The 25,042-nt window shown below is 60.6% G+C and carries 14 protein-coding genes; 4 read left to right on the top strand and 10 right to left on the bottom strand.

Annotated features, from left to right (window positions below; genetic code table 11):
- Window positions 1–213: 213 nt before the first annotated feature.
- The 4 genes from G5S37_RS29415 to G5S37_RS29430 form a co-directional block, all read right to left on the bottom strand.
- Window positions 214–1,527, bottom strand: coding sequence for a DUF1501 domain-containing protein (locus tag G5S37_RS29415; RefSeq protein WP_165209680.1), 1,314 nt, complete (start codon window positions 1,525–1,527; stop codon window positions 214–216).
- 63 nt (window positions 1,528–1,590) lie between these two features.
- Complete coding sequence (locus G5S37_RS29420; protein ID WP_165209683.1) at window positions 1,591–4,038, bottom strand: DUF1549 domain-containing protein; 2,448 nt, start codon at window positions 4,036–4,038, stop codon at window positions 1,591–1,593.
- Between the two features lie 352 nt (window positions 4,039–4,390).
- Entirely contained in the window at window positions 4,391–6,154 is a 1,764-nt protein-coding gene (locus G5S37_RS29425) for a hypothetical protein (protein ID WP_165209686.1), read from the bottom strand.
- Window positions 6,155–6,427: 273 nt separating this feature from the next.
- A complete protein-coding gene (locus tag G5S37_RS29430; protein WP_165209688.1) occupies window positions 6,428–8,350 on the bottom strand; it encodes a C45 family peptidase in 1,923 nt (640 codons plus the stop codon).
- 202 nt (window positions 8,351–8,552) lie between these two features.
- Here G5S37_RS29430 and G5S37_RS29435 point away from each other — a divergent pair, with 202 nt between their 5' ends.
- Window positions 8,553–10,667 carry a hypothetical protein gene (locus G5S37_RS29435; protein ID WP_165209691.1) on the top strand — a complete coding sequence of 705 codons (2,115 nt, stop codon included), beginning with the start codon at window positions 8,553–8,555 and terminating at the stop codon, window positions 10,665–10,667.
- 167 nt (window positions 10,668–10,834) lie between these two features.
- Window positions 10,835–12,967 carry a hypothetical protein gene (locus G5S37_RS29440; protein ID WP_165209694.1) on the top strand — a complete coding sequence of 711 codons (2,133 nt, stop codon included), beginning with the start codon at window positions 10,835–10,837 and terminating at the stop codon, window positions 12,965–12,967.
- A gap of 90 nt (window positions 12,968–13,057) precedes the next feature.
- Here G5S37_RS29440 and G5S37_RS29445 read toward each other — a convergent pair whose 3' ends face one another.
- The 6 genes from G5S37_RS29445 to G5S37_RS29470 form a co-directional block, all read right to left on the bottom strand.
- Complete coding sequence (locus G5S37_RS29445; protein ID WP_165209697.1) at window positions 13,058–14,680, bottom strand: DHA2 family efflux MFS transporter permease subunit; 1,623 nt, start codon at window positions 14,678–14,680, stop codon at window positions 13,058–13,060.
- Window positions 14,677–16,140 (bottom strand): HlyD family secretion protein, encoded by a 1,464-nt coding sequence (locus G5S37_RS29450; protein ID WP_165209700.1) that lies wholly within the window; start codon window positions 16,138–16,140, stop codon window positions 14,677–14,679. Before G5S37_RS29450 ends, G5S37_RS29445 begins: the two co-directional genes overlap by 4 nt.
- 110 nt (window positions 16,141–16,250) lie before the next feature.
- Window positions 16,251–16,688: an organic hydroperoxide resistance protein gene (locus G5S37_RS29455; protein ID WP_165209703.1), complete on the bottom strand. Its 438-nt coding sequence runs from the start codon at window positions 16,686–16,688 to the stop codon at window positions 16,251–16,253.
- Window positions 16,689–16,912: 224 nt separating this feature from the next.
- Complete coding sequence (locus tag G5S37_RS29460; RefSeq protein WP_165212010.1) at window positions 16,913–18,478, bottom strand: sigma 54-interacting transcriptional regulator; 1,566 nt, start codon at window positions 18,476–18,478, stop codon at window positions 16,913–16,915.
- Window positions 18,479–18,576: 98 nt separating this feature from the next.
- Window positions 18,577–19,926: a S41 family peptidase gene (locus G5S37_RS29465; RefSeq protein WP_206026205.1), complete on the bottom strand. Its 1,350-nt coding sequence runs from the start codon at window positions 19,924–19,926 to the stop codon at window positions 18,577–18,579.
- Between the two features lie 36 nt (window positions 19,927–19,962).
- A complete protein-coding gene (locus G5S37_RS29470; protein ID WP_165209709.1) occupies window positions 19,963–22,125 on the bottom strand; it encodes a hypothetical protein in 2,163 nt (720 codons plus the stop codon).
- 167 nt (window positions 22,126–22,292) lie between these two features.
- On the opposite strand from G5S37_RS29470, the gene G5S37_RS29475 reads away from it, so the two are divergent.
- Both G5S37_RS29475 and G5S37_RS29480 read left to right on the top strand, forming a co-directional pair.
- The gene (locus G5S37_RS29475) at window positions 22,293–24,137 is read left to right on the top strand and encodes a tetratricopeptide repeat protein (protein ID WP_165209712.1); all 1,845 of its coding nucleotides are present in this window, start codon (window positions 22,293–22,295) and stop codon (window positions 24,135–24,137) included.
- A gap of 140 nt (window positions 24,138–24,277) precedes the next feature.
- The gene (locus G5S37_RS29480) at window positions 24,278–25,015 is read left to right on the top strand and encodes a sigma-70 family RNA polymerase sigma factor (protein WP_206026206.1); all 738 of its coding nucleotides are present in this window, start codon (window positions 24,278–24,280) and stop codon (window positions 25,013–25,015) included.
- The last annotated feature ends 27 nt before the right edge of the window (window positions 25,016–25,042 follow it).

Below are 25,042 nucleotides of genomic sequence, written 5' to 3' on the forward strand. Positions count from 1 at the left end.
GCAGCGACCGCTTTCGTGCGGAAGCCCCTAGCGACGCCTCTGGAGCAGCTGGTGGCATGTGGCCTTGCCCGTCGGACAACAGAAAGTCTTGAATCAGGGGCAGCGGACAAGAGTGTCCACGCTCCTGTGCCCGGTCTTTCGCGCCCTGTGCTACTCAACGCAACCACCCGCACGCATGGCGGGTGGTTGCCATTCACTCGCAGAGCTAAGCAATCACCCAAAGATCTGCGTGATCGGCTGTCCCTTGTCCGCCACGGTGAAGGGGCGCTTGCTCGGAGAATAAAGAACCGTGTCCAGCGGGATGCCCAGCGCGTAGGCCACGGTGGCGTTGAAGTCAGGGATGTTGACCTTGTTTTCCACGACCTCGAAGCCCTTCTCGTCCTTCTTGCCGAAGGCCTGGCCACCACGAATACCGCCACCCGCCATGAGGCAGGTGAAGGCTTTGGGGTGGTGATCGCGTCCGTCGTTCTGATTGATTTCGGGGGTGCGGCCGAACTCGGTGGCCAGTACCACGAGCGTTTCCTGCAACAGACCACGGGACTCAAGGTCCTGCAGCAAGGTGCTCAGGCCAGCGTCCAGTTCATCACACAACTCAGGCACGCGGATGAAGTTCGCATTGTGGGTATCCCAGTTGCCGAAGGAGACTTCCACATGACGCACACCATGCTCGACCAGGCGGCGCGCCAGAAGGCAGCCCTGGCCGAAGGAGGAGTCGCGTCCATAGCGCGCACGAAGTTTGTCATCTTCGCTGCTGAGGTCGAAGGCCTTCAGCTCTTCGCTCTTCATCATGCGCACGGCGTCGTCATACATGTCCGAATACGCGCGCACGTTCTTCACATTGTACTTCTCCGCGAAGCCCACATCCAGCTTGTGCGCGATGGCGAGGCGGCTGTTGAAGCGATCGTCGCTGTCGGCGAACCACTTGTTCAGCTTGCTGTTGGCCACGCCGTCTTCGGGATTGTTCACCATGAGCGGTGAGAACTTCGCCTCGAAGAAGCCGGCGCCAGGGTGGCGGCTGTCATTGCCAATCATCACGCTGCCAGGCAGGCTCGGATTGCCACGCTCCTGGAACTTCTGCAGCCACGCACCCATGGCAGGGTGGCGGATGCTGGAGCGCAGCGTGTAGCTGGTGTGCATGTAGTAGTTCCCCTGCTCATGCGCGCCCTGCGTGGAGTTCAGTGAATGAATGAGCGCCACCTTGTCCATCTGACGCGCCATCAGAGGAAGACTGTTGCTGATGCGGATGCCATCGGCGTTCGTCTTGATGACTTCCGTCTCACCGTTCACCTCCTTGTTATCCGGACGTGGGTCGAACGTATCGAGGTGGCTCATGCCGCCCGTCATGTAGAGGTAGATGACATTGCGCGCGGTGGCGACCTGCTTCAGCGGGCTGGCTCCAGCGCCAGCGGCGAGAAGGCCCTTGCCCTGCATCTGGCTCATGAGGCCCACGCCGAGGAAGGTCTTCGCCGCACCGCTGATGAACTGGCGGCGTGAGGAGCCATCGGTGGAGTTGATGAATGCGTTCATTTCAGGAAAGAAGTAGAGTTGCGTTCGGAAAGGTGAATGGTCTGCTGCGAGGTCGGGAAGCGGCTACTCGATGAAGAGGAACTGCCGCGTGTTCAGCACGGTCCACAGCAGGTCGCCGCGGCCTTCCGCGCCTTTGCCTTCTTCCAGAATCGGGCCCAGCATCGCCTTCTCTTCCTGGCTCGCCTTACGGGAGAGCAGGCTGAGGTATACGGTGTCGATGACTTCATCGCGATTCGCACTCTTCACCATGTTCCGGCTGATGACCGAGTAGGGGCTGGTGAGATTGCGGAAGAGCGAGCCATTCATCATGGTGAGCGCCTGCATCACGCTGGCGTCGCGGTTCGCATTGTCCACCACCTCGCGGTCGCTCTGGCCGTAGAGGCGCAGGAAGTGGCCGTTCGGCGCAGGATTACGCAGGTCGGAAGCGCGCAGCATATTGCGATCGCGATAGTCGGCGAAGGCATTGAAGGCCTGTCGAGACGGACCCTTCGTCACGCGCCACTCGGCCATCTCGCGCTCGCGACGTTCTTTGGTCGCATTCACCACGGCGTCACGCTGTTCCTTGAGGACATAGCCGATGGCCTCCTCCATGGTGGGGACGCGACCGAAGTGCTTCACCGCCTCCGCCACTTGATTGGCAAACTGGGCGTCGGTCTTCTTCGCAAGAGCGGCCTTGTCGTCCTGGCCGAGCTTGGCCAGCTTCTGAAAGCCCTCTTCGAAGACGATTTCATCCGCCTTGGCGTAGATCTTCGCGCGTTGGGTCTTGGCAGCGTCCTTCGCGGCGCGGATTGCCTCCTCGTCCTTGCTCTCCTTCAGTGCGGCGGTCTTGGCCTGCACGTCAGCAGTGAGTTCCTTCGTGTATTCGGACACCTTCTTGGCGCCTTCGATGAGCTCAGCCGGGGTCAACGCGGTCACGGTGCGGTCCATCCACTCGATGCGGGTGAGGCCACGCATGGTTTCCAGGTAGGTGTCGTGGCTGGCCTCATCCGGATTGTCCTTCATGAGGGTCACCAGCGAGTCCCAGATCTGCTCGGCCGTCATGCGACGCAGGAGCGGTCCCGGGAAGTGGTAGGCAGCGCCCAGCTCCACGTCCTGACCGAAAGCGGCGCGCTGATAGGTCTTCGTATTAAAGAGGATGCGCAGATACGACTTCATGTCGTAGTCCACGTCCTTCATGGTCTGCTCCAGGAACTCCATGAGCTGGGGGTTGCTGGGAACAGTGGAGTCGGTCAGCTCGTCCACCGGGTCAATGACGCCCATGCCAAAGACCTTCTTCCAGAGGCGGTTCGCCACCACGAGGGTGAAGCGCGGGTTCTCCTTCGCCGTCATCCACTGCGAATACGCCAGGATGGGTGCCTCACCCTCCTTCGCGATCTTGCCGTCCTTGGAGAAGGAGGCGGGAATCATGGGCTCAATCGCAGCCTTGGGCTGGGCGTCCTTATACTGGTAGTCGCCCGGCAGGCGCAGGGTGCGGTCCAGTGCATACACGTGGTTGAAGCGCAGGCGGAAGATGATTTCTGTGATGGCCTTGTTCATGGGGCGGCGCTCTTCGCCCTTGATGCCCTGGGTGGTCATGAAGCGCTCCACGTCCGCCTGGTTGGCGAGGTTGTTCACGCCGGTCATGCCGTTGCTGTGGGCGGCCATCTGGTAGTAGTCCATCTGGCTCCACTTGTCGAAGGGGTGGTTGTGGCACTGCGCGCACACCATCTGCGTACCCAGGAAGATCTGGGTCGTCACCGCCATGTTATCCAGCGGCATGTTGTAGTCGCGCATGTAGTAGCCGATGGCGCCGTTCTCGTAGCTGGAGCCATCCGCCGTGAGGAGCTCACGCACCATGCGGTCGTAGGGCTTGTTCACGCGCAGGGAGTCCTTCACGTACTTGATGTACGCATTGCCGGTGTCGCGGCCCTGGCCGCCGGGGAGGATGCCGGTCTTCACGCGCAGCACGTCCGCCCAGAAGTTGAAGAAGTTCTGCACGTACCCGTCGCTCGCCAAGAGCCTGTCGATGAGCTTGGCACGCTTGTCGGTTTCCTTGGATTGCAGGAAGGTTTCCGTCTCCGCCTTGGTGGGCACGCGACCGGCGATGTCCAAATAAATGCGGCGCACGAAGGTCTCGTCCGTGATCTCCGCGTTCGGCTGAATCTTCTCGGCAGCCAGCTTGGCGCTCACCAGTGCATCGATCTTCGCGGCCGTCGCATTGACCTCCGGCTTCACCGTGGACTTGGCGGAAATGGAAGGCGGGGTCTTGAGGTGATCCGTCAGAGTCTGGCCAGCCTCGCGACGTTGCGCAGCCTTGGCGCCCTTTTCCTTCTTCTTGGGCTTGGCTTCGGGAGATTTGGCCCTGGCCCCCGCCGTGGCGGTCGCGGGAGCGGGGGTAGCCGGCTTGACGTCGTCCTTGGCGGTCGGGGCCGAAGCATCAGGCTTCGCCGCATTCAGGGAGCAGGCGAAGGCAAGCACCGCGCTCGCCGTGAGGGCGTTGCGCAGGGCCTTGGGGTAACGGATCTTTCTCATGTCAGGGTTAAGGTGGGGCGGTGTCTGAAACTGCGTGCGTGGTGGTAATGCTGTTGGTCAGGCTCCTACAGGGTAAATCGGTCGAATCGAATCAGGTACGCCTCCCTTGGAAGCGGCAGGAGGAGCAGCAGCGACGTTCTTCACGCCAGCCAGTCCTCTGCGCCCGTGGGGGTTGCGCGCCGTGAAAACGAAGAGGGGGCTTCCGTCTTTCTGGTATTTTTGCACGGTGATGTGTCGACCGGGCGGTCCGGCGGGTGGCAGGGTACAAGCGAGGCTCCTGCCAGAAAGCGGGGTGTTCTCCAGCAGGGTGCGAGATGCCCGGACACGACGCGTCGCCAAGGGCACAGCCGCCCTATTTCGTCTGCAACGACGAAACGCCATCCTTCATCACTCCATCCACCCTGCCGGGCTGCTCCACGGGGACGGTGTGCGCATTTATAAAGGCCGCGCGCAGCACGTTCTTCTTTTCATCGCCCTCACCCGAAGGTCTCCACAGGGCTACCATGCGGGGCACGCCGAGGATCAAGCGGCTGGCGCTGCTGATGTTCATGCTGGTTCCCTTGCCCTGGCTGAAGGTCATTTCCAGATCTATGGTCTGCTCATCGGGGGAGGGCGTGCCTGTCAGCTTGAGTTCAAAGCGCCCGGTGTGCGCATCCAGCGCACGAAGCTCGCACGGCTTGCCACTGATGGTTTCCAGGCGATGCCGCTCCACCACTTGGGCCATCCGGTTTTCCAGGAGCTTCTCAAGCATGTCCCGTGCGCGTTTGTGCCCCTCGCCTCCGGCAATGACGTCAGAGATTTTCTGTAACACGGAGGCTTCAGCTTCGATGACTTCGACATTGTAAACCAGCGTGCGCGGCATCCGTGCCCACATGATGTCGACCCACTCAGCGAACCGCTGCAAGCCCTCCGCATTGTGTATCAGGACGACCGAGGAAGTCTTTGGAATGTGATTGACGGCGCTACCCTCGGGCATGGAAAGCTTCGACGTGTACGGCAGCATATCTTGATCCCGCGCGTAGATCGCTGTTTCACCAGAGGGCCGGTCGGAGGCTGGCGTGCCAAAAGGATCTGCCGATTGGTTCTCGGTCTCCCTGGAGGAGCGCTCAGGATCGGTTGGTGCAAATGGATCCAACGGCTCCCGGGGCTCATCGATATGCTTCACCGCGTTTGCATTGAATCTCAGTTCGCCATTAAACCGAAGGTATCCCACCTCTATGGCATTGCGGGGCACGATATACGTGCGGGTCTGGAAGCCAGGCCGTTCTGGTAGACGAGCAACTTCCTCTTCCTTCGCGCCAAGAGGAACTCCTACGAGTTCGCGCAGTTTGGTTTCGACCAGGGGATTGACGTCGTGCTTCAACACCACCATCTCCGTTTTCAGGAACGCTGCGCGCATCCGCGTATTCTCAGGTCCATCACCCGCACCCGCCTGCGGCGCCCGCCAGACTCCCAGCAACTTGGTAGCTCCCTCCACAAGGGAAACTGAAGACTTCAAGGTCATTCCCGGAGCGTGTGTCTTCTCCCTTGTGTCAACTCCCCCACTTCTCGGGCCGTACTCAAACTCGTAATCCAAATCAACGGATATACCATCTGCATGGATGACGGGCTTGGCTCGAAAGCGCAACCCCTCCGGGTGGCTGGCAATGTCTCCGGCAGGCTTCTCTTCCCCTGACCACACCACCTGTTCGGCCTTGGCCCAATGACCACTGGTGGTCGCCAAACGAAGCGCGCCCAGGTTCTGCGTCGGAACCAGGGCATTTGCTGGCGTCGCTGTTTTTAGCTGAGCAAGCAAGTCAGCATGGTCTGCCTTCATCTGGGCACGCTTCAGCAACTTCCCTACCTGCTCCTCGCCAGTCTCGACCACCTCAAGAGAAAGCTCCAGATGTCGCGGACTCATGCTTACGAGCTGCTCGGAGTAAGACTCGATCAGATCCGTGCAATGACTCGGACTATGAATGCTTAGCGTGCCACTCTTCGGATCGTAGAGGGTCGTACTGCCAGGGGTTATCGGGATTCCCTTCTCGGCAAGCAGACGGGACACCACCTTATGGGACACCTTCGCATGCGCTTCCCACTCAGCTTTGCCTGCAGAGGCGTCCGGCAGCTCGCCCATGGACAATGGTTGACCCTCCGATGATCGCACATGTGTCTCGAGCGGGACCGCGAGTGAAAAGGTTCGGAGCACCCATCTTCCGGGCGCCTTGGCAGGTTCTTCTGCCATGATGGACATCTGTACCGCGAACAACATCACCACTGCGCAGGGGCCGAGCGCTCCCATGGCTGTTGCCCTGCCAAATCCACTCAAGAAGCTGTGCATGGTCCGTTTCAATCTTGGGCTGCTTTGCTGCGTTGCGTTTCACCTCTCTCAGCACGTTCTTCCACCCAACTACTCCCCCGCCACGCCCTCGGGTTGCAGCAGTTCTTTGAGATTGTAGTGCGTGTACCGCGTGTGGCTGGCAACGTTTTCGCCGTCGGCATTCGCCACCCAGAAGTCCAGGGTCTCGGGGGCGAAGAGGACGGACTGGATGTTGGAGGTCATGCACACGGGACGGGTCATGAGGTCGCGGGCGGATTCCATTTCGAACTTTCCGTAGCCGTTCTTCACGCGCTCGGTGAGGGCTTCATAACGATCGCCGGCGGACATGAGGACGGTGTCCTTCATGGCGTGGGGCAGCTTCGGATGGGTGTCGCCGGCCCAGATGGTTTCGAAGGTAGTCGGGGTGGCGGCGATACCGACAGCGCGCTTCGTTTTGCCATCAGAGATGACATAGTAGTACTCACACGTGCGGGGGCCGCGGCGCATGATCTCCACGGCTTCATCCAGCGTATCCGCCTGCTCCATCACTTCGCGCAGGAGTTGGGCCATGGGTTTGCCGTCCCAGTTACCCTCGCCCTTGCCGCCCATCTCGCCGATGGAGATTTGTTTCTCATTCATCGCCGTCACCGTGCCGAGGAATCCTGCGTAGCCGAGATTCACCCACGCATGTGCGCCTTCCGGCTGCATGACGATGACACACGCATTCTGCTCCAGACCCACGCCCTTCATGTAGTCCAGGATGCGACCGTGGTACATGTGACCGCCAGCGGTGGCGTCGCCATAAATGGCAAAGCCGCTGCAGTGGAAAAGTTCCGGGAAGAAGTTCGCCAGTCGCGCCTCTTCCACACGCACACCGGCTGCCGCGGCGAGAGCATCCATCTCACGCAGGTGCGCCTCACTGACGAACGGCTGCAACCGTGCCTGTGCCGATTCGATTTCGCCGAAGAACCAAGTGCCTTTCGCAAACGAACTGCCCACACCCACACCGTACAGGATGCGGTCCACGAGGTGCCGCACCTCTTTCTTCATGAGCGTGCCATGCTGCTCGCCCATCTCCTCCGGCGTCCCCTTGAGATACAACACACGTGTGCCGTCACGTGTCTCCAGCCGTCCCTTGCCATGGCGTGCCACCACCTTGCGCTCACCAGTTACCGGGCCGAGCGTTGGCAGCTTCTGTCCCAAGCTGCTGAGTGCGGAGGAGGCAAAACGCGTGAGGTGACTGAGCGCCACCGTCTCTACTTTTTCACCCTCACCCGGCTGCAATTGCCACTGTGAATCCGCCCACGCAGGCTCGAGATCTGGATTCACCAGTTCCAGCACTACTTCCTTGCCCTTTCCATCGGCAAAACCCATGCGCAGTGGTACGGAGTCGCTCTTGCGCACCCAGAAGGTCACCGCGATGTCCGGCAGCTTCATCGCCTTCTGCGCCTCCGGCCGTGGCACGAGTTTCACCACGCTGCATGTCTCTCCCTGCACCGCTTCATCTGACGCCGTCTCGATGGTGCACAGCAACGGCAGCAGCAGCAGTTGCTCACGAGCGATGGGCAGTTTGATGGGAGGCAACTTCGTCCCATCCACCTTGCCCGCGTCTGTGCGGAAGCGCGGCGCCTCCGGCGAACCCACCAGACCAAACTTCTTCTTGGCCGAATGCATCCAGAGCTGAGTGCCGTTCGAGCCCGCCGAGAGCGTATCCCCTTTCACCTCCACTTCGAAGAAAAACCGATCCGGCGCCTGATACGCGATCCTCGCCTCCTTCCCCTCCAATTCCTTCGGCAATCCCTCCGCCTTCACCACCTTGAGCGTGGTGGTAAACGTCTTCGCCTCCGCCCCCGGCTCCGGTGCCACTACGGAAAGCAGATGCTGAATAGCGGCGGCGAGTGTGGGTGGTGGCGAAGTGGGTGCTGCCTGAGCCTGCACCCGCATAGCCGGCAGGCACAAGCCCAACGCCAATAGGAAAAACATCGCCGGAATGTGGATCTGGATCGCTTTCATCTCGAAGAGCCCGAAGCCTCGGGGACCTGTATTGTGGCCCGGCATGCGCTCGGGTGACAAGCCTCTTTCGTGTGACGGAGTGTGATGAAACCGCCTGCCACACCATCCCTGCCGCTTTGAAGGGACTCCCATATCTCCGGGCTTGCAGTCGTCATTCATTCCCCTCCAGAATGCACGCCATCCGAGCATTGCATTTGGTCACATGAAGTCTTCCCGCCTTCTCCTGTTCGTTTTCATCGGGGCCGCCTGGATTGCCACGGCCGGCGCGAAAGACGAATCAAGCAACGAATGGGTCATTCGCACCTTCCGTGTGAATCTGGCCGTCCTCAACGGCCCACCCACGCTGCCCATCGCCATCACTCCGTCGCCTCTGGACCCCTTTGCGCCAGCAGACAGCCCATCATCCACGTCCCCGGACACGTCACCAACTCTGGTTCCCCAGCCAATCACGACACCTCCCCAAGTCCCGGCTCTTCCTGATACAGGAGCGTCCGACAAGGAATGGAAAGCTTGCCTGGAGAAGAGTTCCATCGCCCTTTCCAAAATCTTTGACGTGCTCGGAGCCCCGTCGCCAGCTGGCATGGTCGCTCTTTACGATGCGCCATCCTCCACCCTCGTGGTGAGAACGACGACGGAGCACCTGAAACTACTGGGGCCTACGTTGGAGAATCTGGGCTCAGCGATCCCTCGCGACCTCATTTTCACCATGGAAGTAATCGAGGCGGAAGAGGCCACCATTCGCAACCTGGTGGATGAAATTAATGATCGCCGGGAACATGCCTCAACATGGAAACGCTGCGCGGAATTGCTTGGCGCTGGGCAGGCCAAATCTCTGGGGCAATTCCGACTTGCCACGCACTCGGGGCAGCCTGTCACCACCCAGTCAGGACTGGAAACTACACCTGTCAAAGAGCTGCAAGTCGACTCCAGCGGTCGCGTCGTTGCCATTCACGGTGAAAGCCACTCAGCCGTCGCCTTCGAAGTAGATCCGGTGTTGGGTCCGGACTCTCTGAGTTTGGAAGTGGCGTTCCGGTTCCACTTTGACTATGCGCCTGCATTGGAGCGAGCCGAAAAGGTCGCCGGCCTGGTGGGAACCTCCACGATCGAGGTGCCGGTGCAGGACCATCAGGGTGCAAGCCTGTCTGCAAAGCTGACTCTCCCAGTGGGAGCGACCAAACTCGTGGGCGTTTGGCGTCCACGTGGCACGCCTGAGCACGACCGTGGAAACGTGATGCACGCGGCCTTCCTCCGCACAGAAGCCCCGCTGACGCTTGCCAGCTCCCGCCATGACCTTTCCGCACTGCTGCAACAGTATGCCGCTCCCCCGCCCAACAATGCGTTCGGCAAACAGACAGAAGCGGAGCCCAGCACTACCGATCCAAATGCGCTGATCAGTAGAATCATCAAGGTTCACCCCACGTTCTTCGCAGTCGCCGCCACAGGGGACCCGACGGAAAGAATCTGCAGCGTTCAGAAGATCCTGGAAGCGCAGGGCATCCCCTTCCCAGAAGGCTCCAGTGCAACATTCAATCCAATTGCGAGCTCCATCACCGTGCGGAACACTGCAAAATCGATCGCCCTCATCGAGACCTTTGCGGATTCCGCCTGCCTTCTCCCTCCGCAACAGATCGGTTGCACGGCCTACATCATCGAAGGGGAGAGCGCTTTGGTGCGGCAGCTTGCGGAACAGTCACGAAGCACTTCTGATCACTCCGAAGTCTGGGAGCGCGTGAAGAAGCTCTCCGCATCTGGTGCGCTTCGCATCGTGGAAGTGATCCGTGGCGAGAGTGGCAGCGGAGACAGGGCAAGCTTTGAAAACGGCACCAGCCGCTTCAATATCGGAGAGGTCGTGCTCCATGAGCGCGAGAATCCCGAGGGCACAACGAGCAACGTCGACAAGAAATCCCCGGGTGAAAACACCACGGTTCATGGAGCCTCAACGCAGGCCTCCGCCCTCTTGAGAGCCGACCCAATAATCGTTCCCGTGGAATCACGCGTCGTGGGCACCAGCATGGAATGGGACCCGGTCATTGCCGAGGGTGGAAGGTGTGTGCGGGTGAATTTCTTGCTCGAACATCACTTCGCCTCGCCGGTCTCCAGATCCACCACCTCGTCCCAGGGCTCCATCATCCCGGCTGGAGTGCCGGCTGCAAAGTTCCACTGCGCCCGTATCCTCTCCATGTCCACGCTACTGCCAGGCATTCCCCGCTTGATGGGCACCTGGAAAGTCGAAGGAGCACCCGCACGTGAGGGGCGGGATATTTCCCAAGCCTTCTTTCTCCGCATGGACGTGCTTCCGTTTGGGGCACGGGAGTAGGACCCTGCCTGCACGGGTGCAGCGGGTCAGCGCTCGGGTGAAACGCCTCTTTCGTGTGGCGGAAACTTGCCCGATCACACCAACAGGTCGCTCAACTCGATGCTTGCCGTCCCTGCCCGGTGTCCCTCAAGATGCTTTCCCTTGGATACGGACTGCGCCTTGGACCCATGAAGACCTTCTATCTCCTCTTGATTGCTTCCGCGTATGCGGCGTGGAGCGTGAGTGCCGGTGCCCAGCAGCCCCAAGCAGATGCAGCCGACAAGGCCGGAAGCCCATGGGTCATTCGCACCTACCGGGTGGAGCCTCTTTCTCTTCGGAATATTCTGCCGCTCGCCATCGGGGAAAGCATTCCACCCTCCCCACCCGGCACGAAGGCTCCAGTCCTTTCGGACTTTCCGATATCGCCTCATGAGTTTCTGGCGCTTCCGTCGGCAGACGCATCTGAGAAAGAATGGGCCGCGCACATCGAGCGAACCTCCACGGTGCTGGCGCGCATCTTGGACTCACTCGGCGCCCCGGGACTTCGCGACCACGCCTTCCTCTACGATGCGCGAACCTCCACCCTCGCGGTGAGAACCACAAAGGATGCTCTGGGGGAGTTGGAACCGGTCATGAAGTGGCTGAACTCCAAAATTCCCCACGACCTTACTTTCGTAGTGCATGTGGTGCAGGCAGACACCGCCTCCATCCGCAGCCTGGTGGAAGAGACCACCGGCCTTTCCGACCACACCCTGGACTGGAAACGCTGCACGGAATGGTTGGCCACAGGGAAGGCAAAGAGCGTGGGGCGATACCAATGGGACAGTCGTTGTGGAATGAAAGCCGAGCTTAGATCGGGCCAGGAATCAGTCCCCCTCAAGGCGCTGCAGGTAGATGCGAGTGGTCGCGTCCTCGCTATTCGGGATGAACCGCGGTCAGCTGTTCATTTGGAAGCGGATCCCGAAGACCCTGCCGACAAATTCTCCGAGTCGACGCTTCAGATCGTCGATGTGCCTTTCCACTTTTGCTTCGACTACGCGCCACCCGTCGAGCGGATGGAGAAGATCACGGGGCTTCTTGGAAACTCCACGATTGAAGCTCCGATGCTGGACTATGAGGGCACCTCGCTGAATACCAGGGTCTCCATGTATGTCGGAACTCAACGACTCCTGACAGTCTGGCGTCCCCGCGGGAAACCTGAGTTCGCCGGAGGTGACGTCATGCAGGCTGCGTTTCTGCAAGTCATTGCCCAACCCGTTTGTCCGCCTGAAAACACAAACCTCGCTGACCTTCTAAGGAAGCATGCCGGGCCGCCGCCTGCCTTGCCCAAGACGACTCCTGCCGCGAGTTCAACTGGTCCCGACCCCAGCGACATCTATCGCCGCGTCTACAAAGTGCCTTCTCGCTTCGCCGAAGTCCTGAAACTTCCTGAAGGTGATTCCGATGTGAAGGAGAAGCTGGAAGTGGGTGGCATCACTTTCCCCGAGGACAGTGGCGAAGCGACCTACCTCAGCGCCACCAACTCGCTTATGGTACGGACTACACATGCTTCCTACGAGCGCCTCGAAGCCTACATCAAGGAAGTTTCCGGGCCCACTGCCCAGCTGGCAAGCACCACAGCCTACCTCATCGAGGGCGACAGTGCCGCGATTCAGGAGCTGGCCGCGCAAACTCGAGGTCAGGCGGACCACTCCCAGACGTGGGCCCGCGCCCAGAAGCTCATCGAGACAAACGCCCTACGCGTGGTGGAAGTGACACGCTCAGAAGCCCGCCTGAACCACAGGGCAAGTCTTGAGTTCGGCACCACCCGTCACAACGCTGGTGAGATACTCTTGAAGGATCCCGTGAAAAAACAAGTGGCCCCCAGTGGCAACGAAAAAGAGAACGAGACGAAGCCCGCGAAAGACAACGACACACCCGCCAAGCCACTGGCAGTTCACGATAAGTCTGCGATCGCGGCAAACACACCGGTCACCCTTGAAATCGAAAACTCCTTCGAGGGAACCCGGATGGAATGGGAGACTCTGGAGAACACCGAGGATCGAGAGACTGTGGAGCTTCTTCTTCAGTTCTATCACGACACCGCGCCCATTGCCTCACCGCAACCCGCTCCATCCCCTGGAGCCATCATTCCCGCAGGATTGCCGAAGACCCGATTTCACTACAGCGGGATCACGAGCATGACCAAAATCCGCTCCGGAACCACTCGTCTGATGGGCTCATGGAAAAAAGGAGAAGCCACTGCGCCAGACGGCCGCGAGCTTTCCCAGGCCCTCTTTCTTCGTGTCGATGTGATTCCGTTTGAGGCCCAACGTTTCTGAGTCCGCATCTCATCGGGCGCCTCTACTGAAAGCACCTGCTGGATAGCTACGGCGAGGGTGGATTGTGGTGACGACGACGTCTGCCATGGCTTATTCCGCCGCGAGATGCGCTCCCTTGGCGGCGACAGATTTCCTCATCAACAGGACAAAGAAAATCAATGCCATGCCGACAGCGGCGAAGAAGGCAAAGGTGTCGAAGAATGCCAGCGCGGAGGACTGCTGCTGACGCAGATTCTCCAGCGCCTGAAGTGCCACATGCTGTGCGCCCACGGGATCGCCACTGAGTTGATACGCGCCGGCCTCGGCCTGGGACAGGAAGGAATTCACGGCCGGGTTCAGCGGATCGAGATTCTCACCGAGGCGGAGACTGTGGAACTGATCACGCCTTTCGTGGATGGTCTTCGCGATGGACGTTCCCACGCTTCCGCCCTCGTTGCGCAGCAGTGCCAGCAGACCCACTGCGGCTCCGCGCAAATGGGGTGGGATATGAAGAAACGCGGCCACGTTCAAGGGCGCAAAGATCATCGAGAGCCCGGCAATGACCACGACTCGGGGCCACACCACCTGCCACGGGCCGACGTCGAGTGTGAGCTGCGACATCCAGAAATTTCCCGCTGCCATGGTGAACAGACCCGCAGCAATGAACCAGCGTGCATCGGCACCGCGTGCCAGCATGAGGCCCACCAGCATCATCGTGATGACGGCACCAATACCGGCAGGTGAAAGCACCATCCCGGACGTCGTCGCGTCATAACCAAAGAGCGTCTGCAACAAGGCGGGGAGGGTCGTGGTGTTCGCATAGAGAACCCCGAAGGCACAGAAGATGATGACGCAGGACCAGCGAAAGTTCCGGTCGGCCAGGGTGCGGAAGTTGATGAGCGGATTGGAGAAACGAAGCTCCCGCCAGATCAGGCTGCCCAGTCCGAGCACAAAGAGAACCATCAATCCCTGCACACGCCCGTACGGATCTCCCAGCCAGTCCCATTCCTGGCCCTTGCTCAGGAGCACCTCCCAGGAAATCATGGTGAGAGTCAGCAGGGAAAGTCCAAGGGTGTCAAATGGAGCGCGCTTGCGCAGCAGTGCTGCACGCTCGGTCTTCAAGTACTCCGGATCAAAGACGACCTTGTTGCAGATCCACAGGGCAAAGATGCCGACGGGGATGTTGAGGTAGAAGATCCATCGCCAGCCGTAGTTGTCCGTGATGTAGCCTCCCAGTGTGGGACCCACGACGGGAGCGAGCAACGCGGCGATACCAAGCAACGTCATGGCCGTGCCCTGCTTTTCCGGCGGAAACGCATCGATCAACACGCCCTGGCTGGAAGGCTGCAGACCGCCACCGGCGAGGCCCTGCAGCACGCGCGCCGCAATCAACATGTCCAGATTCGCCGCCATGCCGCACAAGGCGGATGCGAGGGTAAACAGGGCGATCGACAAGAGAAAATACGTGCGGCGTCCCAGCCGAAGCGCCAGCCACCCGGAGATAGGCAGGATGATGGCATTTGCCGCAAGATAACTGGTGATGACCCACTCGCTGTCCGATGCAGGAGCGGAGAGTCCCCCAGCGATGTAGCGCAGAGCGACATTCGCAATGGTGGTGTCCAGCACCTCCATGAAGGTGGGCACGACCACAGCAAAGGCGACGAGCCACGGACTGAAACTGCGTGGCGTCGCTCGCGCGGGCAGGGCCGCTGCGATGGGCGATGCGGTACTCACGGCTGGGAAGGCGTGGGTTGAATGACTTCCTGGAGGAACTTGCCCGCATTCGGCCCTGTCGGAGTGCTTTTCACATCAACCGATGGCTCGACCGAGAGTCCCACAAAGAGCGGCACCTTCTCCGCATCATAGTCCACGATGTCGATGCGCACGGGCAGGCGTTGCACCACCTTCACGAAATTGCCCGTGGCATTCTGCGCCGGCAGCAGAGCGAGGGTCGAGCCCGTTCCCATCGTGAAGCCAGAGATGCGCCCCTCAAACGTCTGGCGGCTGCCATACATGTCGACTTTCAATTCCACGCGCTGACCAATCCGGAGATCGCGCAACTGCGTTTCCTTGAAGTTGGCGTCCACCCAGACTTCCCGGAGAGAGCGCACGGCCATGAGAGACTGGCCCACCTGCACATGATTGCCTGGATTGACATTGCGCCGCGTGACGACTCCATCGATTTCAGCGCGAATCGTACAGTAACGCAGATCGAGCTTCGCCTGGTCGAGGTCACGCCGGGCCTGTTCCAGTTTCACTTCGGCCTGCTTCAGTTCGGGAGCCTGCTTGACGACCTCGGCATAAATACGATCCACATCGCCACCGGGATCGCGCCGCAGAAATTCGTCCACCAACTGCTTCGGCGTCATGTCGAACGACGAAGGGACGATGCCCAGCTTCGCGCCCCCTTGCATCAGTTCACCGAGCGCCTCACGCACGGAAGAGAAGGTCTGGTCCAGGTTGTCCGGCACTTCTGTGAGCGGGGCGCCGTCAGCAGGCTGTGCTGCCAGCCCCAGGGCCACGCGGGCCTGATAGACGCTCTCAAGCGCCTGCGTGACGGAGGCCTGCGCCACATCCAGGGCTTCCTGCTTGCGATCGAATTCCTCGACACTGATGGCCTTTGTGGGCAGCAGTTGCTTCGCGCGTTCGAATTCCGTCCTGGCGAGTGCCAGTGTCGCCTTGCTCTGTTCCCAGGTGGCGACACGCGCCCTTACGATCGCGACCTGATTGTGCACCTCTTCGATGGAGTGTTCCAGCTTGAACCGCAGGCCGCGCAATTGGCCCACCGCGCTTCGTGCGTTCGCCTGAGCCACGGTGATTTCAGCTTGCGCGGCATCGACTGCTGCCTGCTTGATCGCCACCTGCACCTGATAGGGTTCCGGGTCGAGCTCCAGCAGAACGTCGCCTTTCCTGACGCGATTGTTGTCATCGACAAGCACCCGTGTCACCTGGCCGATGACACGCGGAGCGACAAAGGTCACGTGGCCATTCACATAGGCATCGTCCGTGGAAACGAGATGCCATGAACGGGCGACTTTTATGCCGACGAAGATCAGGACCACCAGGACGAGCAGGGGCACCGCAAGCCTGCGCCACCTTCGTGGACCCACGTTGGGGCTTTCAGTGATTGCATCACCGGCAGGAGCCGGCGGACTCTCCTTCACCCCAGGAGGGGTATCGTTGGAATCAGACATAAGCGTAAGCTTCCGGTGGAGTTGGATTGCGGTTAAGAAAACCAGGCTTCGGGGACGCCCATGATACGGCTCGCGCCGCACTCTTGAGCGCCCCGCTGAAGCGAGTGCGGTCACACAAGATTGATCTGGACGTCCACGTTTCCACGGATGGCCTTCGAGTAGGGACAGGTGTTTTCCGCCTCATCGACCAATGCTTGGGCGACGCTGCGTTCAAGACCGGGAAGGCTCACGTTGAGCCGGGCCTGGAGTTCGTAGCCACCATCGGTAAGCGTAAGGTCCACCTCGGCATCGATGGCCATGTCTTCCGGCAGGGCAACCTTCGCCTTGCGGGCGGCTATGCCGATCGCGCCTTCAAAACACGCCGACCAGCCAGCCGCGAAGAGCTGCTCGGGATTGGTCCCTGGATTCTTGCTGCCGGGAATGGAGTGCCTGATGTCCAGGCGTCCATCGTTGCTGCGGGAGGCGCCGCCATCGCGGCCTCCCGTGGTGTGAACCTTGGCCGTGTAGAGCACCTTCCTGGTGGATGCAGGGGCATTGAGCGTATTCATGTCAGTATTTGGTTTGGGTTTCGGGGGTGAAGCCCGCAGCGCTGTGCCGAGACTTCCTGCCGCCCTATTACTCACGCTTCGTGCCAAGAGGCACCCTATTGCGTATATTGTTCTTTTAGAGACAGTTACTGCAATCGACATTTAAGCATGCCGCTACTACATCTCGTAAAACCACGAAATGTAGTAGTGCATGATACGGACACTCGTAGATGTCGAACCTCCGCTCACTTTCGCTGCAAGCCCAATGCCTTGATGCGCGAAGCGAGCGTGGTCGGCTTCATGCCAAGAAGAGCCGCCGCCCCATCGTGCCCAAAAATTTTTCCGTGCGTTTGCGTCAATGCCGCGGAGATGCTCTCGCGTTCGCGTTGTTTCAACTCAGAACGGGTAAGCAGAAAACCCTCAGAAGCGGCGACCAAAGCGGGAGAGGGTGCGGCGGAAGGCAGCACAGACAGTGCCGGCGCTTCGAAACTGAGCGATCCACTCTCAGCGAGGATGACAGCGCGTTCGATGGTGTTCTGAAGCTCGCGCACGTTGCCTGGCCAGTCTTGTGCGGCGAGCTGCCGGTTGGTCACAGCAGTCAGTCGCGGCGGCTTGCGCCCGAGCCTCTTTGCAAAGACGTGGATGAAATGTTCAGCGAGACGCGGGATGTCCTCGCGTCGTTCTCGCAGGGGCGGATTCTCGATGGGAAAGACACTGAGACGGTAAAACAAATCCTCCCGGAAGCGTCCGGCGATGACCTCGTCTTTGAGACTACGATTGGTCGCGGCGATGATGCGCACGTTCACTTTGCGCGATCGCGTGTCTCCGACACGCTCGACTTCCTGCTCCTGCAGGACGCGCAGCAGCTTCGCCTGCATCGCATAAGGTATCTCGCCAATCTCGTCGAGGAAGAGCGTGCCGCCATCCGCCAGCTCGAAGCGTCCGAGTTTGTCGCGCAGCGCACCGGTGAATGCTCCTCTCACGTGTCCGAAGAATTCGCTCTCAAACAATGCTTCGGGCACCGCGGCACAGTTTGCCTTCACCATGGGACGATTGCGACGGGAGCTGCGCTCGTGGATCGCGCGCGCCACCAGTTCCTTGCCCGTGCCACTCTCGCCGGTGACGAGCACGGTGGCATCCGTGGCCGCGACGAGATCGATCTGCCTCAGCACTTTCTTCAGCGCGGGGCTTTCGCCAATAAAGTAGCCGGTGCCACTCGCAGTGGTCACCTCCTCGCGCAGGTAATCATTCTCCTCCTCGAGCCGCTCCTTCAATCGCGCGATCTCTTCGAAGGCGTTGGCGTTGGCGATGCTCACGGCAGCGTGATCGGCAAAGACACGCAGGTATTCAAAATCAGCTTCGTTGAGCGCCATGCGATCAAACACCGCCAGCACACCAAGCACCTCGCCGCGAAACACCAGTGGGTGAGCGGCGAATGCACGGACACCTTCACTGCGGAACCAGTCCGTATCGGATATCCAGTCTTCGTTGTCACTGAGCTGCGGCTGCAACAGCGACTCTCCCGTCGCAGCCACCTTCCCGATTTTCGGCACCCCAAGCGGAAGTCGGCCGAACGCAATATCCGTCGGTGTGAGGTCTTGCGGGTGGGCTTCCAGATTGCCTGCACTGGCGACGAGATGCAGGCAGCGCGATTGATCAGGACATTTCGCACGGAAGCGGCAGGTTTCGCACAGGTCCCCCCTGTCGATAAGCCAAATACAGGTGACCACAACATTCTTGCAGGCACCGACCTCCGCTACAATGGACTGCAATACCTCCGGCAGAGTGCGGTTCTGCGCGATCGATACCATCGCCCTTGGGAAGTCGACCCAGTTCACGACTAATCTTTACAACCGTTCGACGCGAAGCGCAATGGCATGGCCCTTGAGGTCACAAGCATCGGACGCCGTTATTCCCACTTCCCTCCATACTCCACCACGCCCTTCGGAAATCCCTTCTGCAGCAGCTCCACGGCGCGTTTCACTTCGGTGTCTTCTCTCTTCCGCAAATCATCTGCCTTCATTGACACGATCTCATGCGGCAGCACGCCGATGCCTTCGATGCCTCGCCCGCCGTTGAACCGGCCCTTGTTGCTCGAGACAGAGAAGCGGATGGTGAAGAGGCCACTGGGGGTGGTTACTTCTGATTTTTGGGAGGACGTGCCGGCAGTGGGCGCATCACCGATCATGTAGGCGCGACCGTCTTCCTTGAACATGCCGCCGATGGTCTCTCCCGCGGAGCGTACGCCGGCATCCACGATCACCACCATGGGACCGCTGAAGGGGTTATCACCCGCACTCGTGTATTGCTTCCACGTCTGGCCTCTGGCGAGGAAGCGACCGAAGACCGCCTCGTGATCACACCCACCACCACCATTGGCACGTACATCGAGGATGAGTCCGCGCACGTCACCGAGGTCCTTCAGCATTTGATCCAGTTGCAGCGGCAAGTCACCCGGCACATCGCGAAGGTGAATGTAGCCATACCCTTCCGCGGTCTTGCCGTAAGTTTGTCTTCCCGCGCGCTTGCGATCCACCGGATTGTACAGGCGGCCTGAGGGCACGTAGTTCGTACCACCACTGCGGGTCAGCTTCACTTCCCTTGTCTCGCCGGTTGCGGCATCCTTCGTCTCAAAGGTGATGGTTGAGCCATCCCATCCCGCCAGGCCCCAGTGGCAGGCGGCATAGAGTGCTTGATGCTCCGTGGAATAACCGCTGCCTTCATCTTGCTTTTCCTTCGCGCGCTTGCGGAGCCACTCCAGCACAGGCACGCCATCAATTTTCACCACTTCCGTGCCGGGTCCCATGCCCTGTTCGGCCACGCGATCATAAGCCGCGCTCACGTACACCTTGCCTTCGCTCACCAGCAGCAGGACACCCGGACCAGAATACTTCCTGCCCTGTGATTCATCCGGCCACTTCACCTTTGAGTTGCGGAGGCCTGCATGCCCGTCCCTGAGTTTTCCCGTCAGGCGCATCACGAGCTTCAGGTGCTCCTCATCGGTCTTTACGTTCTTCGCGGCTTCGGTGAACTCCACCTTTACTGCGTCCCAGTCCACGCCCTTCACTTTCAGAAGCCGGCCCGCTTGCGTTTCGAATTCCTTCAGCAGGAATGCCACATCCGCTTCATAAGATATCGACGTCGGTGTCTTGGGTGGTTCCTGATCTGCTGCTTGAACCGCGCCGACGGTTAGCAGCGCACAAGCGGCTGCCATCGTCATCGTCGCGGGCGCCACAACGCGCTGGAAGTTCATGGGCATGGGGATTGTCTGTGCTGAAGGCGCGGCGAAGAATCATCAACAACCCCGCTGTGGTTTCCAAGCCTGCGTTATAGCGAAGATCTGGCTCCTCAGTCGAGAGATTTCCAGCCGTGCATCCGTGGAAAAAACGGAATTTTCGCAAGTCCTCCCCTCGTTCCAGAGAAGCAGGAACTTCAGGACCGGTGCCTCGCCTTCGCCCAAGCGAGATCGACGCGGAGGAACGCTGCCTGCATGACGGAGCGCGCCGATTCCAGCCTGCTCTCGTCTGGTGTCCAAACCCCCACGAGCCGGACCATGCCCTGCCTCGCCGTGATTGAGGAGCGGCAGCGGAATTTCCGGCAGCTGGCACGCGCAGGTTCGCCATCGCCCCGATATCCGGTGTCTCCGCTTATGACCCTGTGATCCAGTGCAGGCGCGTAGTGATGCTCCATTTCCAGCTCCACATCCATGTGGGGCCCGCTGACGGTGGGAGACACTTCCAGCCAGCCAGGTCCCGACAAGGCGAGCTGGCGCGGTGAATCTTGAACTTGGGGCACCATTCCGCTTTGCCAAGATCGTCGCACCTTTGCCGATTGTGCCGACGCGCACGGAGCTTGCTGCGGTGCGTCCGCTGGTTTCCTGGAGCACTTCGGTCCGGTTCCCTGCGTTCGCACCAGCCCTGCCTGCGGCGAACCACCCTTTCTCGCCGTGCTGCACCTCCAGGCGCACGGTGCGCAGGAGCTTCATGCGGCCCTCGATCGCCAGTGCCTCCACCTGTTCCCAGACGGCTCGATGGTCCGCCACACTCCGTGATCGATCCAAAATGTCGCGCATCAGCACCACATCACCTTCCACGATCTCCATGGTGACATTGGCCACCTTTGCGTGGGTGGCTTTCATGCCCTCCATGAAGTGCTGCATGGCATCCAGGTTTCTGGGAGTGTTCCTGGCGACCAACAGGGACACCGCGGGAATCAGGTCCGCCCTCGCGCCTTGGGGAAATGAGATCCCCTTATGCTTGAGCACCTCCATGACCGCCGAGGAGGTGAAGCCAGTGCGCGAGGGGCTGAAGTCCGGCTTCACACGGATGATGCTCACCTCCATGCGGTGCTTCGCATCCGGACTTTCCGCCACGCGCGCATGCGAGCTCGAAGGCAACGGCTCGGACAGATGGTGCTCAATGATTCCGGCGAGCCTGGCATTTTCGAGGGGGAGCGCAGGTACCATGTCCGCACGAAGGAATGCGGCCTGCATCCGGCTGGCGGCACCTGCAGCACCATGACTGCTCCCGTTGCCGTTGCCATTCCCATGACAGTGGCAATGGCTGGGTGGACATGTCCAGACCGAGAGTATCCGCGTGGTACCGGCACCCATCATGGTGGTGGTGACCAGCCGGGCGCGCCGGTCCTTGTCTGCCGTGGCGCCGTTGGCACCCTCGGGGCTGCATTGGAAGCTGAAGTCGATCTTCAGATCCAGGTCCGTTTCATCGGGATCGACATCGGCCTCCACGACGAGACGCGTCCCTCCGGCGAGGGATGAACCGTTCATCTGCGGGAATCCGGCGATGTCATCAAAATCCGATTCCGAGACGGCACACTGTCCGGGGCGTGTTTCCAGCCGCATCTGCCGCACACATTTCACCTCGCCCAACTCCGTCAGATCCCGCAGGCTGAGGAAAGCTTCCGTGTGATCCTTGCAGTTGCGCGTCTCTGAGAGACACAAACGAATCAAATCCGCATCCGCCTCCAGCACCTCCAGCTCGAAGAGAAGCATCTGGGGAGCCTTCCTCTTGTAGGCGTCAAACACCGGCTCCAGAAGCGCCATGTAGGCAGACGTCGTTTTCACCACCAGGGTGGCGGAACTTTCTTCATAAAAAAAGGCGCTGCCATCCGGGCCCTCAAGACCGAACTTCGCCAGCCACCGGGAGACGATTGCCGAGCACTGCGTGATGGCCAATTGCCATGCAGACGCCGAAGCATCATCCGCCGGGGTAATGGGAAACCCGTTCGCACTATTCCATGAGACGGATCCACGCGAGGACCTGCCTGGTGAGGATACCCGTGGGCCGCCCTCCTGACATTCGCTCACGAAGATATCCGGCATCTGAAACGTGCGGGTCATCCACAACTCCGCACCGAGCCCCACGATGCCGCCATGCGCGGCCTCAGGGGCGTCGACAAAGCCCATGGCAGCCGTACGACCTACGGTGGTAGTGGGCAATCTGCTTGCGGCCTCCATGGAATCAGGGGCGGCAACTTGCGCGAGTTTTGCCGATCCTTCGCCCTAATATTCATTCAAGACGCGGGCGAAACAGGCTCGCTATGGAAAACATTTCGTGGCACATTCCGTGTGACATTGCTGTCAGAGTCCTCATGCCCTCGATGAAGATGCACGCCCGTTCTCTTCCCGGTTCCCGCCTCCCCCGCTGGATTGGCACTGGCTTCACCCTTGGCCTGCTGCTCCAAACTGCCTCAGTATCAGGCGCTCCTGCACGGGCGGATGTGCAGTCATCCAGTGACATGGCGGGCGCGGACCTCATCCTGCAACAGCCCCGGGAACGGCTCGCCCAGGCACACGCCCACTACCTGAGCGCGCGCATGCTGGAGGACGAGGGCCGGATGCGCGAGGCGCTGGGCCACTATCTCGCCTTTCTGGAAAAGGGCGGCGCAGAGCCGGACTTGGTGGCACACATCGCGGAAATGGCCCTGAACTACAGGGGCATGGACGCCGCGGTGAAGCTGCTGGAGGACGCCATGAAGGCCTCGCCCACCTCCGCGCAGCCGTACGTGAACTTCACGAACTTCGCCCTGACCCACGCCAGCGCGGAAGCCGGCCTCCTGCCGCGTGCGGCAACCGCAGCCGCGGAAGCCCTGAACCGCTTTCCCCAAAACGCCGAGGCGTATGAGAACGCCGTGCAGTTCCACCTTTCCCAAAAGGAACGCGCCAAAGCCGCGGAAGCCCTCGAGCGCGGCGCCAAGCAGACCGTGACCGATGCGGAGTACTGGCTGCGCCTCGGCCGTGCTGCACAGGAAGTGTGGCCTCTCGCAGACACCGAGCAGCGCGCGGAGCATCTCACACGGGTGAATGTCTTCTTCGACAAGGCGATGCTGCGCGCGCGTGAAGCCAAGGATGAAGCAGCAGAGTTGTGGATTGCGGATTATTACCTCTTCAGCAATCAGCTCGATCGCGCGGCGGTCATCTGTGAATGGGTCGTGCAGCGCAACGGCAGCCTGGACGCGCGCAAGCGTCTCGTCCGGCTCTATGATGCGCTGGAGCGCCCGGATGACACGCTGAAGGCTCTGGAAGATCTCGTCGCGGCCTATCCCATGGATGTGGAGCATCGCCGGCTGCTGGCCAGCAAGTATGAGCAGCGCCACCGCACCGCCTACGGCGAGGAGCGTGTGGAGTTTGCCAGGAAAGCGGCGGAGCAACTTGAGGCTGCCTTGCAGGTCGGAGGGGGCGACGTACAGGATTATTTGAACACCGGTCGCTACCTGGAGACCACCGGCGACGATGAACGTTTTGAGCGCTTCAGTGCACGAGCGCAGCAGCTCTATCCCGGTGAACCCCAGGTGACCTACCTGCGCGCACGGGCGCTGAACTCCGTGAAGAAGCACGCGGATGCCGCAAAGATGTTTGAGGAGACGACGAAGCTCGCGGAGACCCGCTTTCCGGATCTGCTGAATGATGCGGGCTACCACTTCTCCTGGGGAGCCGCGCTGGAGCGTAGCGGTCAGTACGATGCGGCAGCGAAGGCCTTTGAAAAGAGCGTGGATCTCACGCCACCGGACAATCCTCCCAGTGCCGCTTCCACCATGAACTACTGGGGCTACATGTGGGTGGAGCAGGACAAGCACCTGGACAAGGCGGAGACGCTCATCCGCAAAGCCAACGAACTGCGCCCTGACGAGCCTGCCTTCATCGATTCGCTGGGCTGGCTCTACTTCAGACAAGGCAAGTACCAGCAGGCGCTCACCGAACTGGAACGGGCGGAGAAGCTCATGGAGAAGTGGACGCCTGAAGACGGCGAGATCCTCGACCACATCGCACAAACGCACCAGAAGCTGGGCAACGCAGACAAGGCGAAGGAATACTGGCAGCGTGCGCTGGATCTGAATCCCCCGCAGGAAGCCATTCGCAAGCGTGCGGAACATGAGCTGGGCCTCGAAAAGCCAAAGCCATCCCAGACGGCCCCGCCGGAAGAGAAACCCACGCCACCACCGGGGAATTAGTGCTCCAGGAAGTCGCGTCTCCTGACCGGACATCGGTCGGCGGGTTTTCCTACCCTCCAACTATGCATGCGCATTTTGCGACGCGGCATCACATCAGTGTGGCATTGACGCCGGGCATGTGCTGCGGCTGAGTGCTCGGCATGGATGAGTCCATTGCTCCGGGCGCGAGAGAATTTCACACCACGCGCTGGAGCATGGTGCTGGATGCGCAACGCGAGTCCGACGCCACCCGCATGCACTCGGCTCTCGCTGCGCTCTGCCGTGACTACTGGTATCCGCTCTACGCCTTCGTGCGGCGTCGGGGCCATGCGCCGCATGATGCACAGGATCTCACACAGGCCTTCTTTGCGGATCTCCTGGAGCGGCAAATTAGCGGCGTGGATCCTTCACGCGGCAAATTCCGCTCGTACCTGCTGGGTGCGCTCAAGCATTTCCTGGCCAATGACTGGCACCGCTCCACGGCGAAGAAGCGCGGTGGCGGACACGTGATGCTGGAATGGGATGCGCTGGACGCAGAGTCACGCTTTGCCCTGGAGCCCTCGGATGCCCTCTCCCTGGACGCGGAAGTGCTCTATGACCGGCGGTGGGCCCTGCAACTGCTGGAAAAATCCATGGTGAAACTCCAGGCCGAGTTTGAGGCGAAGGGCGAGCGCGAGCGCTTCGTCGTGCTCAAAGCCACACTCGGCAACGCGAACCCCGCGCCCGCAGATCTCGCGACTTCCCTCGGCATGACCGAGGGAGCGGTAAAAGTGGCGGTGCATCGACTCCGCCAGCGGTATCGTGATATTCTGCGTGAGGAGATCTCGCAGACCGTCATGTCACCAGCAGAGGTCGATGCGGAGATGCGGCATCTGGTGGCGGTGCTGCGGCACGCATGAGTGCTGGCGAATCCACCTTCGTGATTC

The organism is Roseimicrobium sp. ORNL1, from assembly GCF_011044495.1.
GTDB lineage: Bacteria > Verrucomicrobiota > Verrucomicrobiia > Verrucomicrobiales > Verrucomicrobiaceae > Roseimicrobium.

Bases quoted from the DNA above. Each gene is read 5' to 3' on its own strand.
- G5S37_RS29425 (WP_165209686.1), bottom strand. From the start codon at position 6,154: ATGGGCGAGCTGCCGGACGCCTCTGCAGGCAAAGCTGAGTGGGAAGCG.
- G5S37_RS29440 (WP_165209694.1), top strand. From the start codon at position 10,835: ATGAAGACCTTCTATCTCCTCTTGATTGCTTCCGCGTATGCGGCGTGG.
- G5S37_RS29460 (WP_165212010.1), bottom strand. From the start codon at position 18,478: ATGGTATCGATCGCGCAGAACCGCACTCTGCCGGAGGTATTGCAGTCC.
- G5S37_RS29420 (WP_165209683.1), bottom strand. From the start codon at position 4,038: ATGAGAAAGATCCGTTACCCCAAGGCCCTGCGCAACGCCCTCACGGCG.
- G5S37_RS29435 (WP_165209691.1), top strand. From the start codon at position 8,553: ATGAAGTCTTCCCGCCTTCTCCTGTTCGTTTTCATCGGGGCCGCCTGG.
- G5S37_RS29415 (WP_165209680.1), bottom strand. From the start codon at position 1,527: ATGAACGCATTCATCAACTCCACCGATGGCTCCTCACGCCGCCAGTTC.
- G5S37_RS29475 (WP_165209712.1), top strand. From the start codon at position 22,293: ATGCACGCCCGTTCTCTTCCCGGTTCCCGCCTCCCCCGCTGGATTGGC.
- G5S37_RS29465 (WP_206026205.1), bottom strand. From the start codon at position 19,926: ATGCCCATGAACTTCCAGCGCGTTGTGGCGCCCGCGACGATGACGATG.
- G5S37_RS29450 (WP_165209700.1), bottom strand. From the start codon at position 16,140: ATGTCTGATTCCAACGATACCCCTCCTGGGGTGAAGGAGAGTCCGCCG.
- G5S37_RS29480 (WP_206026206.1), top strand. From the start codon at position 24,278: ATGGATGAGTCCATTGCTCCGGGCGCGAGAGAATTTCACACCACGCGC.
- G5S37_RS29430 (WP_165209688.1), bottom strand. From the start codon at position 8,350: ATGAAAGCGATCCAGATCCACATTCCGGCGATGTTTTTCCTATTGGCG.
- G5S37_RS29455 (WP_165209703.1), bottom strand. From the start codon at position 16,688: ATGAATACGCTCAATGCCCCTGCATCCACCAGGAAGGTGCTCTACACG.